This window comes from Kribbella ginsengisoli (genome assembly GCF_039537185.1).
Classification (GTDB): Bacteria; Actinomycetota; Actinomycetes; order Propionibacteriales; family Kribbellaceae; genus Kribbella; species Kribbella koreensis.
On the sequence record NZ_BAABAA010000004.1, the window covers coordinates 92626 to 107324 of the forward strand.

The 14699-nt window shown below is 68.8% G+C and carries 17 protein-coding genes; 9 read left to right on the forward strand and 8 right to left on the reverse strand.

The features are described 5' to 3' along the window. The first annotated feature begins 132 nt into the window (after positions 1-132). Complete coding sequence (locus tag ABD768_RS16860) at positions 133-762, forward strand: HAD family hydrolase (protein ID WP_344841533.1); 630 nt, start codon at positions 133-135, stop codon at positions 760-762. Here ABD768_RS16860 and ABD768_RS16865 read toward each other — a convergent pair. Continuing rightward, on the reverse strand, positions 732-2054 hold the full coding sequence (locus tag ABD768_RS16865) for an MFS transporter (RefSeq protein ID WP_344841535.1): 1323 nt from the start codon (positions 2052-2054) through the stop codon (positions 732-734). The genes ABD768_RS16860 and ABD768_RS16865 overlap by 31 nt on opposite strands. A gap of 77 nt (positions 2055-2131) precedes the next feature. Further along, on the reverse strand, positions 2132-2755 hold the full coding sequence (locus tag ABD768_RS16870; RefSeq protein WP_344841537.1) for an HAD-IA family hydrolase: 624 nt from the start codon (positions 2753-2755) through the stop codon (positions 2132-2134). Positions 2756-2803: 48 nt separating this feature from the next. On the opposite strand from ABD768_RS16870, the gene ABD768_RS16875 reads away from it, so the two are divergent. The 3 genes from ABD768_RS16875 (at position 2804) to ABD768_RS16885 (ending at position 5376) form a co-directional block, all read left to right on the forward strand. Then, positions 2804-3991 carry an ROK family transcriptional regulator gene (locus ABD768_RS16875; protein ID WP_344841539.1) on the forward strand — a complete coding sequence of 396 codons (1188 nt, stop codon included), beginning with the start codon at positions 2804-2806 and terminating at the stop codon, positions 3989-3991. 75 nt (positions 3992-4066) lie between these two features. Next, positions 4067-4369 (forward strand): putative quinol monooxygenase, encoded by a 303-nt coding sequence (locus ABD768_RS16880; protein ID WP_344841541.1) that lies wholly within the window; start codon positions 4067-4069, stop codon positions 4367-4369. A 29-nt stretch (positions 4370-4398) separates the two neighbouring features. Further along, on the forward strand, positions 4399-5376 hold the full coding sequence (locus ABD768_RS16885; RefSeq protein WP_344841543.1) for an alpha/beta hydrolase: 978 nt from the start codon (positions 4399-4401) through the stop codon (positions 5374-5376). Positions 5377-5464: 88 nt separating this feature from the next. Here ABD768_RS16885 and ABD768_RS16890 read toward each other — a convergent pair whose 3' ends face one another. The 3 genes from ABD768_RS16890 to ABD768_RS16900 all read right to left on the reverse strand — a co-directional run bounded on the left by ABD768_RS16890 (position 5465) and on the right by ABD768_RS16900 (position 8054). Next, on the reverse strand, positions 5465-6172 hold the full coding sequence (locus ABD768_RS16890) for a DinB family protein (protein ID WP_343963552.1): 708 nt from the start codon (positions 6170-6172) through the stop codon (positions 5465-5467). After that, on the reverse strand, positions 6169-6984 hold the full coding sequence (gene thiD / locus ABD768_RS16895; protein ID WP_343963554.1) for a bifunctional hydroxymethylpyrimidine kinase/phosphomethylpyrimidine kinase: 816 nt from the start codon (positions 6982-6984) through the stop codon (positions 6169-6171). The genes ABD768_RS16890 and thiD overlap by 4 nt, the downstream gene beginning before the upstream one ends. A gap of 107 nt (positions 6985-7091) precedes the next feature. Further along, a complete protein-coding gene (locus ABD768_RS16900) occupies positions 7092-8054 on the reverse strand; it encodes a thiamine-phosphate kinase (RefSeq protein WP_344841545.1) in 963 nt (320 codons plus the stop codon). A 127-nt stretch (positions 8055-8181) separates the two neighbouring features. Between ABD768_RS16900 and ABD768_RS16905 the strand changes: the two genes are divergently transcribed. The 4 genes from ABD768_RS16905 (at position 8182) to ABD768_RS16920 (ending at position 10668) form a co-directional block, all read left to right on the forward strand. Further along, positions 8182-8418 carry an Lrp/AsnC family transcriptional regulator gene (locus ABD768_RS16905; protein WP_026163142.1) on the forward strand — a complete coding sequence of 79 codons (237 nt, stop codon included), beginning with the start codon at positions 8182-8184 and terminating at the stop codon, positions 8416-8418. After that, positions 8397-8912, forward strand: a complete 516-nt coding sequence (locus ABD768_RS16910; RefSeq protein ID WP_343963558.1) for a DUF3515 domain-containing protein — start codon at positions 8397-8399, stop codon at positions 8910-8912. Before ABD768_RS16905 ends, ABD768_RS16910 begins: the two co-directional genes overlap by 22 nt. A gap of 104 nt (positions 8913-9016) precedes the next feature. Continuing rightward, positions 9017-9433, forward strand: coding sequence for a YciI family protein (locus ABD768_RS16915; RefSeq protein ID WP_344841547.1), 417 nt, complete (start codon positions 9017-9019; stop codon positions 9431-9433). After that, positions 9433-10668 carry an RNA polymerase sigma factor gene (locus tag ABD768_RS16920; RefSeq protein WP_344841549.1) on the forward strand — a complete coding sequence of 412 codons (1236 nt, stop codon included), beginning with the start codon at positions 9433-9435 and terminating at the stop codon, positions 10666-10668. Before ABD768_RS16915 ends, ABD768_RS16920 begins: the two co-directional genes overlap by 1 nt. Here the strand turns inward: ABD768_RS16920 and ABD768_RS16925 are convergent. From ABD768_RS16925 to ABD768_RS16935, 3 genes are all read right to left on the reverse strand, one after another. Next, a complete protein-coding gene (locus ABD768_RS16925) occupies positions 10634-11359 on the reverse strand; it encodes a DUF4129 domain-containing protein (protein WP_344841551.1) in 726 nt (241 codons plus the stop codon). The genes ABD768_RS16920 and ABD768_RS16925 overlap by 35 nt on opposite strands. An 81-nt stretch (positions 11360-11440) precedes the next feature. Then, positions 11441-12571 carry a D-alanine--D-alanine ligase family protein gene (locus tag ABD768_RS16930; protein ID WP_344841553.1) on the reverse strand — a complete coding sequence of 377 codons (1131 nt, stop codon included), beginning with the start codon at positions 12569-12571 and terminating at the stop codon, positions 11441-11443. A gap of 21 nt (positions 12572-12592) precedes the next feature. Then, positions 12593-13813, reverse strand: coding sequence for a cytochrome P450 (locus ABD768_RS16935; protein ID WP_344841555.1), 1221 nt, complete (start codon positions 13811-13813; stop codon positions 12593-12595). Between the two features lie 141 nt (positions 13814-13954). Here ABD768_RS16935 and ABD768_RS16940 point away from each other — a divergent pair, with 141 nt between their 5' ends. Continuing rightward, positions 13955-14554, forward strand: a complete 600-nt coding sequence (locus tag ABD768_RS16940; RefSeq protein WP_343963571.1) for a TetR/AcrR family transcriptional regulator — start codon at positions 13955-13957, stop codon at positions 14552-14554. Positions 14555-14699 lie beyond the last annotated feature (145 nt).

Genomic DNA, 14699 nt, shown 5'->3' on the forward strand with positions numbered 1-14699 from the left:
CTTGTCCACAAATGTTCGGACATGCTTAAGGTAAGCGCATACCAACTGAACCGGTCAAGGGCTCGCCCTGAGCCCGCCCACGCCTTGGCCCGCTCAGTCTCGGCCGACCGGGCGGCTGACAGGATGGACGGCATGCCGCTTGCAGAGATCGACACCGTCCTGTTCGACGCCGATGGAGTGATCCAGCGCCCGACCATCGACTGGCGGGGCACCCTGGCCGGCTTCGTCCCACCCGAGGCAGCCGACGAGTTCGTGCTCGATCTGATGGTGTCCGAGCGGCCGTCGATCGCCGGCAAGGGCGACTTCCGGGAGGCGGTGGCCGAAGTACTGGACCGCTGGTCCTCGACTGCCTCGGTGGACGAGGTGATGCAGTTGTGGCACCGGTTCGAGGCCGATCCGGTCGTGGTCGGCTGGATCCAGGAGCTGCGGGCGGCTGGGGTCGGGTGTCATCTCGCTACCAACCAGCAGTCGTACCGGCGGGCGATCATGAACGACGAGCGGCACTACGGCGACTGGTTCGACCAGAGCTTCTACTCCTGCGACCTAGGCCTGGCCAAGCCGGATCCGGCGTACTTCAAGGCGATCCTGACCGCGGTGGACCGGCCGGGTGCGACGACGTTGTTCATCGACGACAACCAGCCCAACATCGACGGCGCCCGCCAGGCTGGGTTGCATGCCGAGCTGTACGACCTCTCCGAAGGCCTCGAGGTGTTGCGCTCGCTGTTGGAGCGCTACGGGCTGACGGTGTCTTCGAGTTCGTGACCACGGCTCAGCGGGCGGCTGGCGAGGAAGAGTGCGGCCAGTAGCGGCAGGGTGATGAGGAAGGCTGTCCGGAGGTCGACCACGCCTGCTAGTGCGGCGAGGACAGCCGGTGCCAGCAGGATGGCGACACCGGATGCTGAGGCGCCAAGTGCGGCAAGTCGGGCAGAGCTGAGTCCGGGGGTGGCGACCAGGGCTGCCAGGGTCACTGGGTAGAGCGGCGCGACGCCTATACCTGCCACGACGAGGCCTGCTGTGACCACTGCCGGAGTACCGAACAAGCTGACCAACAGTGTCCCGGCGACCGCCAGCAGGCCGCCCGGCACGATCGGGGACCAGCCGCGGACATGTACCGGCCCGATGGCCCGCCCTACCGCCATACCGATCGGAAAGGCGCTCCCCAGCAGCGCAGCGCCGGCAATGCTCAGCCCCGAATCCAGCAGCCGAGCCACCGCCCAGATCACAAAGCAAAACTCCACCGCAACCGCCAGCACAACCCGAGCCCAACCCCGCCCCACCTGCACCCACACCCGCCGCTCCAACTGCTGCGGCACCACCGCTACTTGCTGATGAGTCACCCCCGGCCGAGCAATCACAGCCAGCAGCACCAACGGCGGCACCGCCAAGAGCATCGCCAACCGCCCGGTGGACACCACCTTGTCCGCCGCCCCAATAGCCAACGGAGCCAAAATCCCGCACGCGCTGGAGAACGCGTTGACCCTGGTCAGCCGCGCAGCCGCAGTCGGCCCACTCAACAACAACGGCGCAATCAAAATCAGCAACGCCCCACCCAGCCCGACTCCCAATCCCCCCGCGATCGCCACCCCATAGCTAGGCGCCACCGCGATCAACACTCCACCAGCCGCACAGACGACCGCCCCGATCCGCAACACCACCCCGATCGCAAGCACCTTCAGCACGCGCGGCCCCACCACGGCAATCACCAGCAACCCCACCGCGAACGCCGACGACAACAACCCCAACCGCTCAGCCGCCACCCCCAAGTCCCGAGCCAGCACCGCCACACAGGCCCCCAACCCCGCCAGCAAGAACCCCAACGCCGAAAGCGCCACCCCGATCTCAACCCCAGCCGAAACCCCCACCCACCGGCCAGACCAGCCCCGGCCAGATCCCCGCCAACCAGCCCCCTGCTCCTGCTCCTGCTCCTGCTCCTGCTCCTGCTCCTGCTCCTGCTCAACCACACCACCGGCCCCAACCAACCCGCCCACCGCCGAAGTCCCGGCCGGTCCCTGCCGACTCGCGCCACCAGCCCGCCCGGTTTCACCCGTGGACACGGCCGGTGCCGCCTTCACGTCGCGGGCCCCATCTCCGTGGATCGCCGGTGCGCTGGGGGTTGCGTCTTGTTGGCGGGTCACTCCCCTGGCCGGTTCAGCGAGTCGGCCAGTTGGTGCAGATTGTCGAGGCGGAGGTCGCCAGCCAGGCCCTTGAGGGCGGCTGTCATCGCGCCCGCGGCGCGGCCCGCGGCCAGACCGACCTCGGCGTCTTCGACCACCAGGCAGTAGCGCGGATCGATACCGAGCAACTCGGCGGCGCGGAGGTAGCCCTCGGGGTTGGGCTTGCCGTGGGTGATGTCTTCGATGGTGACCAGGAGGGGTGGCTCGATGCCGGCCGCTCCGAGGCGCGCCTTGGCGAGCTGGTGGTCGGCGCTGGTGACGACCGCCCAGGGGAGGCCGAGGCGGTCGAGAACAGCGAGGACCTCGAAGGCTCCAGGGGCCGCTTCGATGTCGGAGAGATCGTCGTACTGGAGCTCCATCTGGCGAAGCGCAGCCGCCGCCCGCGCCGCCCCGTCCAGCTGCGGCAGCATCCGGTCGGCCGTCGACTCCGCCGGCGCGCCGTGCGCCTGCGACAGCACCTCGACCGGATCAACGCCGTACTCCCCCGCCCACGTCGTCCACGCGCGCTCGACAGACGCGTCCGAGGTGACCAAAGTGCCGTCCATGTCGAACAACACGGCCCGCAGTTGCCCCAGCTCCATCGACGCCTCCATTAAACTCGTACTCCGAGCATAAGCCAGGAAGGTCCCATGACGGCAAGAGGCGACGTGAAACCGGCAGCCCGGCGCGGCCAGTGGCAGACGGCCACTGACGTCCTCGCCCTCATCGCACGTCAGCCCGGCATCACCCGCGCAGCCGTGGCCCGCGAGCTCCGCTTGAGCACCAGTTCGACCACCGAGGTCACCGCCCGCCTCCGCGACCTCCACCTACTCACCGAGACCCCTGCCCCGACCCAAGGCCGCGGACGGCCGACGACCGTACTACGCCCGCATCCGCGGGGCCCGGTCGTACTCGCCATGGAACTACGCCAAGCAGGCTGGCGCAGCGCGGCAGCGACCCTCGACGGTGTACTACTCAACCAGCAGTCCACCCGCCACCGCAGCCGCCGGCCGGACGCAGTACTGGCTGCCCTCCGAGCAGGAGTCGACAGCGCCAAGGCCGAGTATGGGGATCGTCTACTAGCGGTCAGCCTGGCCGTAGCGGGCACCGTCCGCGAAGACCACCTCATGCAAGCCCCGACCCTCGGCTGGAACACCATCGACCTGAGCCCAGTAGTAGCGACCACTGAACTCCCCCTGCTCGTCGGCAACGACGCAACCCTCAGCGGCGTCGCCGAAGCACGCACTGGCGCCGCAGCAGGCGCAGGGACCGCTCTGCACCTCATCGTCGAGGTAGGCATCGGCGGCACCCTGATCATCGACGGCAGCCCGGCCAGCGGAGCCACGGGAGCCGGCGGCGAGTACGGACACATCCCCTTCGGCGACCGGCGCCGCACCTGCCCATGCGGCGCCCGCGGCTGCTGGGACCTGGAGATCGACGGACGGGCGCTGGCCGAGCACCTCCACGAGCCCCAACCCGACGACCCCTACAGCTACGCCGAGGCCGTACTCCAACGAACCAACGAAGCACCCGTACGCCGTGCCGTCGCCAAGGTGACCGCTGCGCTCGCTACCGGGATCGCCGGGCTCGTCAACGCCCACGACCCCGAGGTGGTGACGCTGGGCGGCCTGGCCGTCCCTCTCCGAGCTGCCGCCCCCACCGTCTTCGGCACTGCCTACTCGGACGGCCTGATGACCTTCCACCGTGCCAACCCACCCGCAGTGCTCGACTCGACCCACCAGCAAACCGGCGCCCTCCGAGGCGCCGCCGCCGTCGGCCTCGACCAGATCACCACCGAGACCGCCCTCGCCAACTGGGCTGACCGCACAATCCTCTGAAGTCTGATCGGATCAGGCAAGAGTCGAAGAGGATGGATCTACCGTCCCGATGGGCTGGAACGAAAGACTCCAGTCATGAACATCACCCACGGATTCCACGCCACCATGACCGCCCACCCCGGCAAGGCGGACGAGCTGATCGCCGCCCTGCTGACCGCCCCCAGCTTGCCCGATGACGACTGCGTCGTCTTCCTGGTAGGCCGCTCGGCCGGCACCCCCGACGTCGTCCACGTCACCGAAGGCTGGACCACCGAAGAGGCCCACACCCGCTTCTTCAACTCCGCCGAAGCCCAAGCCTTCACCGCCGGCATCCAGCAACTCGTCGCCGATTCGCACTACACCGACGAGATCCCCGTCGGCGGCAAGTCCGCGTTCTGATTCCTCCCTCAAGCCAAAGGACCTGAATGATGACGCTGCCGCGCCCTGCGCTCGACCCCGAACTGAGCGACCTCCTCACCACCATGCCGCTCACCACCACGCTCACTCCCGACCTGCTGGCCCAGATCCGGCAGTATCCGTCGACCCCGCCTGAGACCTTCTACGGCCGCCGTACCGTCCAACGCCGTGAGCTCACCATCCCCACCCCCGACGGCACCCACCTCCCACTCTCAATCTTCAGCCCGGCCGCCAGCGATGCCGCGGCGCCCTGCATCTACTGGCTGCATGGCGGTGGGATGGTGATGGGTGATCGGCTGTCGCAGATCGACATCCCGTTGGAGTGGCTCGAGGAGTTCGGCGCCGTCGTCGTCTCGATCGACTACCGCCTCGCCCCCGAGGCCAACGGCTCAACGCTCGTCGACGACTGCTACCTCGGCCTGCGATGGATCGCCGACCACGCCGACGAACTCGGCATCGACCCAACCCGCATTATCGTCGCCGGCACCAGTGCAGGCGGTGGCCTCGCAGCCGGCATCACCCTGATGGCCCGAGACCACCACGGCCCAGCGATCGCCGCCCAGATTCTCATCTGCCCCATGCTCGACCACCGCAACACCACAGTCTCCAGCCATCAGTACGCCGGCGACCCCGGCATCTGGACCCGCGAGAAGAACCAGTTCGCCTGGCAGTCGGTGCTCGGCCAGGCCACCCCGAACCCCTACCTCTCCCCCGCCCTGGCCGACGACCTCTCCGGCCTCCCCGCCACCTACATCGACGCCGGCACCGCCGAAGTCTTCCGCGACGAAGACGTCACCTACGCAACCCGCATCTGGTCAGCCGGCGGCCAAGCCGCCCTCCACATCTGGCCCGGCGCCTTCCACGGCTTCGACGCCGTCTTCCCCCAGGCCCAGCTGTCACGAGAAGCCCGCCACACCAGAACCACCTGGCTAGCCCGCACCCTGGACCAGCTGTCGCCCGCCCGCAGCGCAGCTCCGCTAGTCAGCTAGCCCCTCAGCCAGCACAACCCAGCCGCCCCCGGACCAGCCCCGCCTGCCCGGCCGGGCCCGGTCGGCTCGAGCGATTCGCTCGGTCCGGTCAGTCCCGCTCGGCCGCGCGCTGGTCCTCGATGTCGCTCGTCTCAGCAGGCGTACCGGACTCGACCTGAGCATCCTCACCGGACTCGCCCTCGACGACGGGATCGGCTTCGGCTGCGTCTTCGGTGACCTCGGGGTCGGGTTTCGGAGCGGGGATGATCGGGGGTTCGAGGACGGCGAGGATCTTGATGATGTCGTGGCGGTGGTGCTGGATCTCGTGGGCGGTGTGGCGGATGATCCAGCCGAGGGTGCGGGGCGCTCGTACCGGGTAGTTGTAGAGGCCGAGCTTGCCGAGCTGCGGCGGCGTCAGCACCCGTGCGGCCGCACCGAACTCACGCGCGAACCGCATCAGCGCGGCCGCCACCTCCATCGGGTCCTGGTCCTCGTACTTCTCCTGCTTGACCCGCCCGGTCCGATCCATCGGCGCGTACACCGGCCGGTCCTCGGCCAGGCACTGCGCGATCCGGAAGCGCTGCGTCTCCAGTACGTCGCGCACGTGGCAGGCGTACTCGATCGCCGACCAGACCTCCGGCTCCGGCCGCACCCGCACGACACCTGGGTCCTTGCTCGCAGCAGCCTTGGTCAACGCCATGCTGCTCTCGGCCGACTGCCGGATCAGCGTCGTCACCGTGCCCTGCAGGTCACCCGTGTCGTAGTTGAAGCCGCATTCGTCGCACAGTCCGTCCACCGGGGGGCGGCTCTTGGTCACTGATCACTCCTGTTTCGAAACTGCCACGCATGGTCCACCGGCCCGATCCCACCACCGAGCGCGAAACCGGCCGCCACCGCCCCACTGATGTAGTCCTTCGCGGCGCCGACCGCAGCCGGTACGTCGTACCCGCGGGCCAGGTACGACGCGATGGTGCTCGCCAGTGTGCACCCGGTCCCATGCGTGTGCCGGTTATCGGCACGCGGAGCACTGAACTCCATCCGTACGCCGTCCCCGTGAAGCACATCAACAGCCAGCGACCCGCTGTCGTGCCCGCCCTTCACCAGCACCCAGGACGCGCCGGCGTCGAGCAGCACCTTCGCCGCCAACTCCCGATCCTCGACACTCCGCAACTCGACCCCGGCCACCGGGCCCAGCTCGGTCAGATTGGGCGTGAGCACGGTCGCCAACGGCACGATCTCCTCCCGCACCGCCACCATCGCGTCCTCCGCCAGCAACGCGTCCCCATGCTTGGACACCGACACCGGATCGACAACCACCGGTACGCCGGCCGGCAACGTCCGCAACAACCCCGCCACCACCCGAACCATCCCCGCGGACGCCAGCATCCCCGTCTTCACCGCGTCCACCCCGATGTCATCCACCACACTCCGGAACTGCCCCACCACCTGCTCAGCCGGCAGCTCCCAAGCCCCCTGCACGCCGATGCTGTTCTGAGCCGTGATCGCAGTAACCACGCTCATCCCATGCACCCCGTTGGCCAGCATCGCCTTGAGGTCAGCCTGAATCCCCGCCCCACCCCCGGAGTCGGACCCGGCAATCGTCAGCACTCTGGGCGGGGCCGCATTCATGGCATCTCCTCGAACAGAACAACACGCAGCCCGCCCGCGCCTCGCGCCGGCAGGCGGCGCGTGGGGTGTGTGCAGCGCACGCTGTGTGCGGTGGTGGCGGGCATTGGCTAGCTCCGGAAGTGGGTGTGGCCGGTGGGGCCGGCGTACGGCTGGCCGTCGACGGTAACTGTGCCGGAGGGGTGGGTCTGGTTGCCTACGGCAACTGCGCCGATGACGGTCCAGGTATCGGGGACGTCGGCTGGTTCGAAAGTGGCGACCAGGGCGTGATCTTCGCCGCCTGTCAGGACGAAGGTCAGGGCGTCGGCGCCGGTCGCCGAGGCGACCGCCTGGAGTGGCTCGGGGATGGTCAACGCGGCTGAGCGGATGTCGATGAGAACCTCGCTGGCCACCGCGATGTGGGTGAGGTCGGCGAGCAGTCCGTCGCTGACGTCGCACATGGAGGAGGCGCCGGCCAGGGCGGCTCGGACGCCTTCGGCGTACGGGGGTGCGGGGCGGCGGTGTGCTTCGACGACCGTTCGAGGGGAACGGAAACCACGGTTGAGGACGGCGAAGCCTGCCTCGGCCCACCCCAGCCGCCCAGCGACAGCGACCTCATCGCCGGGGCGCGCGCCTGAGCGTAGTACCGGAGAGCGGCCGTCCAGCGATCCGAAGGCGGTGACCGAGACGATGATCTTGTCCGACTGCACCGTGTCTCCACCCACGATGCTCACGCCGAGCAGCTCGCACTCGTCACCAAGCCCCTGCTGCAGCTCCAGCGCCCAGGCAGTCGGCAGATCGGCCGGCCCGCCGAAGCCGACCACGATCGAGGTCGGCCGCGCCCCCATCGCCACGATGTCGGCCAGATTCTGCGCGGCGGCCTTGCGCCCCACGTCGTACGCCGACGACCAGTCCTGGCGGAAGTGGCGGCCCTCCACCAGCAGGTCGGTCGTGATCACCATCCGGCCGTCCGGCACGGCCACCACGGCCGCGTCGTCGCCCGGTCCGACCAGGACGTCCTCACCTTGGGGAAGGCTCTTGGTGGCGGCTTCGATGAAGCCGAACTCACCCGTGCTTCCCAACGTCTCTGTCACGTCAACAGACCTCCCATATGCCAGGGGCGAGTCTAGGCGGTACGGTGACCAGGCAACGACGAGTACGCCGGACCCTTGCGCAGTACTGTGGTCCCGACCAGCTGAGGACGACTGAGTGGAGAACGACGTGGTGGTCCAGGCCTACATCCTGATCCAGACCGAGGTCGGCAAGGCGGCCGACGTCGCAGCGCAGATCGCCGAGGTCCAGGGCGTCACCCTGGCCGAGGACGTGACCGGTCCGTACGACGTGATCGTCCGTGCCGAGGCCCGCAACGTCGACGAACTGGGCAAGCTGGTCGTGGCCAAGGTGCAGAACGTGCCCGGTATCACCCGCACGCTGACGTGCCCCGTCGTCCACATCTGACCCCGATCGCCGCCGTACCCGGCCGGCGCGTCCGCCCACGAGTCGCGCTGGCCGCCATCACGGTCGGGCTCACCACGCTGACCGGCTGCTCCCCCGGGCCGGTCGAGATCGCCGTACCGTCACCCGCTCCAGAGGTCGCCGACGCCTGTACTGCGCTCATCCAGGCGATGCCGGCGAAGGTGCTCGACGCCAAACGCCGCAAGGCCGAGCCGGCGAGCGCCCTCACGACGGCATACGGGGACCCGGCGATCGAGGTGACCTGTGGCGTCGCCCCGCCGGCGGGGATGGCGCAGGCCCAGTCCCAGTGCTTCGAGGTCAACGGCGTCGGCTGGTACGCCGAACAGGTCACCAACGGCTACCTCTTCACAACGATCGGCCGCAAGGTCTACCTCGAACTGGCCGTCCCCGACAAGTACGCCCCCGAAGCCAACGCCCTCACCGACGTCTCCGACGCCGTCAAGGCCCACAACACGCTCATCACTCCCTGCACCTGAGCCCGCGCGAAAGTTCCGTGCGAGTGCACGTCCGGTTCCTGTCGAGGGCATCGACGTAACTGGTGAGAGGCACCAGAGTTGGTGCCAGGAGACGGGAGACACCGATGAAATACATGATCCTCACCTACGCCTCGCAGCAGGACTACGACGGCATGGCCGGCAAGGACACCGGCAAACCGGCCTGGACGGGCGAGGACTTCGCCGCGATGGGCGCGTTCATGGAGAAGTTCAACGCCGACCTGGCCGAGTCGGGCGAACTCGTCGAGACGCGTGCGCTCGCCGCGCCCGTGCTGACGAGAAGGCTCGGCTCGAAGGGGGGCGCGTCCGTGGTGACCGACGGCCCGTACGCCGAGACCCAAGAAGTCCTGGCCGGCTACTGGATCGTCGAGTGCGAGAGCTTCGACCGGGCCACCGAGATCGCCGCGCGGCTGGCCGACACCCCCGCGCCGGAGTTCGTCCGGGCCACCGCGTACGCCGATATCCGGCCGATCGCGGAAGGCCAGGAGGACTTGGCCGGCTGATGGCCGAGCCGGTGCCGGAGGAGTTGCTGCGGGAACTGGCGCCGCAGGTCCTGGGGGCGCTCGTCCGGCGGTACGGGCACTTCGACACCGCGGAGGATGCCGTGCAGGAGGCCCTGCTGACGGCCGCGCGCCAGTGGCCGGAGCAGGGCCGCCCGGACAATCCGCGGGCCTGGCTGATCACCGTCGCGTCCCGGCGGCTGACCGACTTGCTCCGGAGCGAGCAGGCGCGGCAGCGGCGGGAGGACACTGTCTCGCAGTGGGTGCTTCCCGATGACTGGCTCGCGCCGCCTGCGGACAAGCCGGTCGAGGCGTCCGACGACACCTTGATCCTGCTCTTCCTCTGTTGCCACCCATCGCTGTCGCCAGCCTCGCAGATCGCGCTCACCCTGCGCGCGGTCGGCGGGCTGACAACGACCGAGATCGCCCGTGCTTTCCTCGTTCCCGAGGCGACGATGACGCGGCGGATCACTCGGGCCAAGCAGAGCGTGAAGAACGCCGGGGCCCGCTTCTCGCTGCCACCGGACCGCGATGAGCGCCTGGAGGCCGTGCTGAAGGTCATCTACCTGATCTTCAACGAGGGCTACGCCAGTACTACGGGGCCGCACCTGCAGCGGGTCGAGTTGGCGGCGGAAGGGATCCGGCTGGCCAGGATGGTGCATGCGTTGCTCCCCGACGACAGCGAGGTGACCGGTCTGCTCGCCCTGATGTTGCTCACCGACGCTCGGCGCCCGGCCAGGACGGGTGCGAACGGCGAGCTGATTCCGATGGCCGAGCAGGACCGCTCGCTCTGGTTCCGCGCCGGTCTTGACGAAGGTGTCGCGCTCATCACTGATGCGCTGCCCCGCGGACCGGTCGGCGCCTATCAGCTGCAGGCTGCGATCGCTGCCGTTCACGGTGAGGCAGCATCTTGGAGCGATACCGACTGGCCGCAGATCGTCGCGCTGTACGAGGTACTGCTCCAGCTGAGTGACAACCCGATGGTCGCGCTGAACCACGTTGTCGCGGTGGCGATGGCACAAGGCCCGGAGCGTGGACTGGAGTTGCTCGGCGAGATCGAGGGCGATGAGCGGATCGCCCACGATCACCGGCTCCATGCCGTGCGGGCGCATCTACTGGAGATGTCGGGCGACACGGTCGGCGCGCGGACGGCGTACGAGCTGGCGGCGACGCTGACCACCAGCGTGCCGCAGCAGCGCTACCTCAACGGGAAGGCCGCCGGAGCCGGTCCGGGGTGACGGTCCAGCCAGCGCGCGGGCGGGTCAGGTCGGCGCGCGGACGTGTTAGGTCGGCGCGCAGTCGCGTCAACGCGGCCCGCGCCTCCTCCCGCGCCGCCTCCGACGTCGGATGCGCGGAGTACCGGGCCTCGCGGTAGAGCCCAGCCAGCACGGCAAGCTCCGGAGCCGAAACACCCTCCACCGCAAGCACTCGCACGGTGAACTCAGCCGGAGTCTCCGCCTCGTCCCGCGGTACTCCGGCCGCTGCCGCGGCATCCTCCAAACCCACCCAGCAAGCGATCACGGCGTCGGCCGGCGTCCCCCGTTCAACCACCCGAAGCCCGCGCTCAACCGCCTCTGCCAGCCGCTCAGCCTTGGTCGGCACGACCTTCTCCGCACGAGTCTTCTTCGAGCGAGGCGCGGTAGCGACCTGGTAGATCAACCGGATCAGCACCAGCACGACCAGCGCCACCACGAGGTAAAGCAACGCGGTCCAGAACGGCCCCCACCACGACTCGATATCGCCACCGGTAGGCGGGCTGACGTCGACCGTCTTGCGTGGCGGATGTGGCTCGAGACTCCACTGGTTCTTCCGCCCGTCGAACGGCCGCACACTGCCGGCCGCCGAAGCAACAACAACCAGCACCAGAACACCCGCCCCCAGTGCCAGTACCCCCGCCAGTACCCCAGCGCCTCGCCCCCGCGGCCTCATCCCCGAAGGCTAGGCACCCCACAGCCCATCTCACCCCGCTACGACCACCACCGACCTGAGGTGTGCCCTTCAGGGCAACCCTCAGCGCAGACCGGTCGGCCTGGTCAGCGCAAGAGCGAGCAAACGATCGACAAGCTCCTTGTAGTCGACACCGGACGCCGCCCACACCTGCGGGAACATGCTCTTCGGCGTGAACCCCGGCATGGTGTTGATCTCGTTGATGATCACCCGCTGGTCCTCGTCGAGGAAGAAGTCGACCCGCGCCAGCCCCTCCGCCTCGATCGCGTCGAAGGCGGTCAGCGCCTGCGCCCGGATCTCGGCCGCGATCGCCTCGGGCAGGTCGGCCGGGATCGACAGCTCAGCGAACTCGTCGCCCTCGGGCAGGTACTTGGTCTCGAAGTCGTAGAACTCGTGCCCACCACCCGAGACCGCGATCTCACCGCACACACTGGCGGTCGGAGACGCACCGTCCAGCCCGCCCAGGACCCCGACCTCGATCTCGCGCGGGTGCTTGGCGGCCGCCTCGACGAGCACCTTCGGGTCATGCGCTCGCGCCTCGGCGACCGCGTCGTCCAGCTCGTCCAGGCTGTTCACCTTGCTGATGCCCAGGCTCGACCCGCCACGGGCCGGCTTCACGAACACCGGATACCCGAGCTTGTCGACGGCCGCACGGCAGGACTCCGGGTCGCGGCTCCAGTCGCGCTCGCGGATCACGACGTACGGCGTGACCTCGAGCCCGGCGGCCGCGAAGACGACCTTCATGTAGTGCTTGTCCATCCCGACGGCGCTGGCGAGCACGCCCGAGCCGACGTACCGGATGTCCGACATCTCCAGCAGGCCCTGGATCGTGCCGTCCTCGCCCCACGGCCCGTGCAGCAGCGGGAAGACGACGTCGACCTCACCGAGCGTGTTCGGCACCTCGCCCGGTTCGTGGACGACCAGTTCGCGGTCCCCGCTGAACACGACGGGCATCGCGGTCACGTCGACCTCGGGCAGCTTGCCGTCGGTGATCGACAGGTGCTCGGGGTCGCCGCTCTCCAGCACCCAGTGGCCGCTGGTGGTGATACCGACCGGTACGACGTCGTACTTGTCCCGGTCGATCACTTGCAGCACGTTGGCCGCGGTGATGCAGGAGATCGCGTGTTCGCTCGACCGCCCGCCGAAGACGACGGCGATCCGGGGCTTGCGTGTTTCGTTCGAGTACTGACTCACCGACTCGACGATAGCGCCAGCTCAGCGGTCCCAGGTGACGGGTAGGGCGGTCACGCCGTACACGAGGGTGTTGTCCTTGTACGTGATCTCCTCGAACGGGACGGCCAGCCGCAGGGTCGGGATGCGGGCGTACAGGCGGGTGTAGACCTCCTGCAGCTCGACCCGGGCAAGTTGTTGCCCAAGGCACTGATGTGCGCCGAAGCCGAAGGCCAGATGGCGGGAGGCCTTGCGGGCCAGGTCGATCCGGTCCGGGTCGGGGAAGATCTTCTCGTCCCGGTTGCCCGACTGGATCGCGGCGATCAGGTACTCGCCGGCCCTGATCGTCTCGTCGCCGATCTCGATGTCCTCCAGCACATGCCGGAACAGGCCGAACTGGATGACGGTCAGGTAGCGCAGCATCTCCTCCACGGCACTGGGCGCAAGCTCAGGGTCGGCGCGCAGGGCGTTGAGCTGCTCGGGGTCGCGGAGCAGGGCGAGGGTGCTCAGGCCGATCATGTTCGCGGTGGTCTCGTGGCCGGCGATCAGCAGGGTGACGGCGAGCGTGACGAGTTCGGGCACGGTCAGCGGCCTGCCCTGCTCCTCGGCCCGGGTGATCAGGCGGGACAGCAGGTCGTCCTCGCGGTTCTCGAGCTTGGCCAGCACGAGGGAGGCCATGTACTCGTTGATCTCGTCGCTGGCCCGCATGATCTCGTCCTCGGGCAGGTCGACGGAGACGAGGATCGCACTCCGGGCCTGGAACTCGCCGCGGTCGGCGTACGGGACACCGAGCAGTTCGCAGATCACCAGCGACGGGATCGGCAGCGCGAACGCCTGCACCAGGTCGACCGGTCCGTCGCTGGCGAGCATGGCGTCGATGTGCTCCTCGACCAGCTCGACGATCCGCGGCCGCAGCGCTTGCACCCGGCGTACGGTGAACTCGCTGGTCAGCAGGCGGCGCAGGTACGCATGCCGCTCACCGTCGGTCTGCAGGATCGACCCCGACTCGACCTCCCGCTCCAGATCGGCCCCCGGTACCACGTGAGCCGACGGCGCGGACCTCGAGCTCAACCGTGCGTCGGGCAGCACTGCGCGCACATCGTCGTACCGGCTGACGAGCCAGGCGTCGACACCGGCGACGGTGGAGACCTTCGTCGGCCCGGCGCTCTCGCGCAGCTTGGCGAAATCGCCGGCCGGATCGAACGGACACCCGCTCGGCCGGGTTGACGGAAAGGACGTCTGGGCTGTCTCGGCAGTGTCGGTCATCGGCAGGATCCTCGCTTGGGGTTTGAACAGCGTGAGAATTTGGTAGTAACTACCATATGACTGCGCTAGTCATTTGAACTCAGCTGTCGGCGTGTTCGGATCCGTTACGCTGCCCGCACGTAACTAGCAAGGGGCACGGGCATGGGGCTTCGGGAGCTGAAGCGGGAACGCACCCGCCGGCTGATCTCGGACAAGGCGTTCGAACTGTTCACCGACCACGGCTTCGGCCGGACGACGGTCGAGCAGATCGCCGCGGCCGCGGAGGTCGGGCCGAGCACGCTCTACCGGTACTACCCGACCAAGGAGACGCTGGTCCTGGAGTTCGTCGAGGACAGCATGTTCGGGGCGCTGAACTGGTTCCGCGAACAGCCCGCCGAGCTGGACCTGCCGGACGGCCTGCAGAGCGTCATCGAGCTCGTGCTCGACCAGTTGGAGCGCAATCCCGACCGGGTCCGGGCCGTGTACGAGCTGGCCGGGCAGACGCCGTCGGTGAGCGCGCACCTGGCCGAGGTGACGTGGCGCTGGCGCAACGAGCTGACCGTGGAGCTGGCCGGGCGGCTTGCCGGCGACTCGGTGGAGTTCACGGCGGCGCTGGCTGCTGGTGCGGTCATGAACATCATCGAGGTCGTCGTGCAGACCTGGGTGGACAACCCGGACGGTACCGAGGTCAAGGACCTGGCGCACGAAGCGATGGGCCTGCTCCGCGGCGGTGGGATCCCGCTGCCTACAGTGCAGCCATGACACCTGACCTGGACCGCTCAACCGACCCAGCCCCGTCGACCGACCCCGCTCAGTCGACTACCCCGGCCCCGTCGACCGACCCGGCCCAGTCGACCACCCCGGCCCCGTCGACCGACCCGGTCCCGTCGACCGAACTGCACTCGTC

Coding starts and splice junctions, on each gene's coding strand:
- ABD768_RS16880 (WP_344841541.1), top strand. CDS start 4,067: ATGAACATCACCCACGGATTCCACGCCACCATGACCGCCCACCCCGGC.
- ABD768_RS16870 (WP_344841537.1), bottom strand. CDS start 2,755: ATGGAGCTGGGGCAACTGCGGGCCGTGTTGTTCGACATGGACGGCACT.
- ABD768_RS16920 (WP_344841549.1), top strand. CDS start 9,433: ATGGCCGAGCCGGTGCCGGAGGAGTTGCTGCGGGAACTGGCGCCGCAG.
- ABD768_RS16925 (WP_344841551.1), bottom strand. CDS start 11,359: ATGAGGCCGCGGGGGCGAGGCGCTGGGGTACTGGCGGGGGTACTGGCA.
- thiD (WP_343963554.1), bottom strand. CDS start 6,984: ATGAATGCGGCCCCGCCCAGAGTGCTGACGATTGCCGGGTCCGACTCC.
- ABD768_RS16875 (WP_344841539.1), top strand. CDS start 2,804: ATGACGGCAAGAGGCGACGTGAAACCGGCAGCCCGGCGCGGCCAGTGG.
- ABD768_RS16885 (WP_344841543.1), top strand. CDS start 4,399: ATGACGCTGCCGCGCCCTGCGCTCGACCCCGAACTGAGCGACCTCCTC.
- ABD768_RS16915 (WP_344841547.1), top strand. CDS start 9,017: ATGAAATACATGATCCTCACCTACGCCTCGCAGCAGGACTACGACGGC.
- ABD768_RS16940 (WP_343963571.1), top strand. CDS start 13,955: ATGGGGCTTCGGGAGCTGAAGCGGGAACGCACCCGCCGGCTGATCTCG.
- ABD768_RS16935 (WP_344841555.1), bottom strand. CDS start 13,813: ATGACCGACACTGCCGAGACAGCCCAGACGTCCTTTCCGTCAACCCGG.
- ABD768_RS16860 (WP_344841533.1), top strand. CDS start 133: ATGCCGCTTGCAGAGATCGACACCGTCCTGTTCGACGCCGATGGAGTG.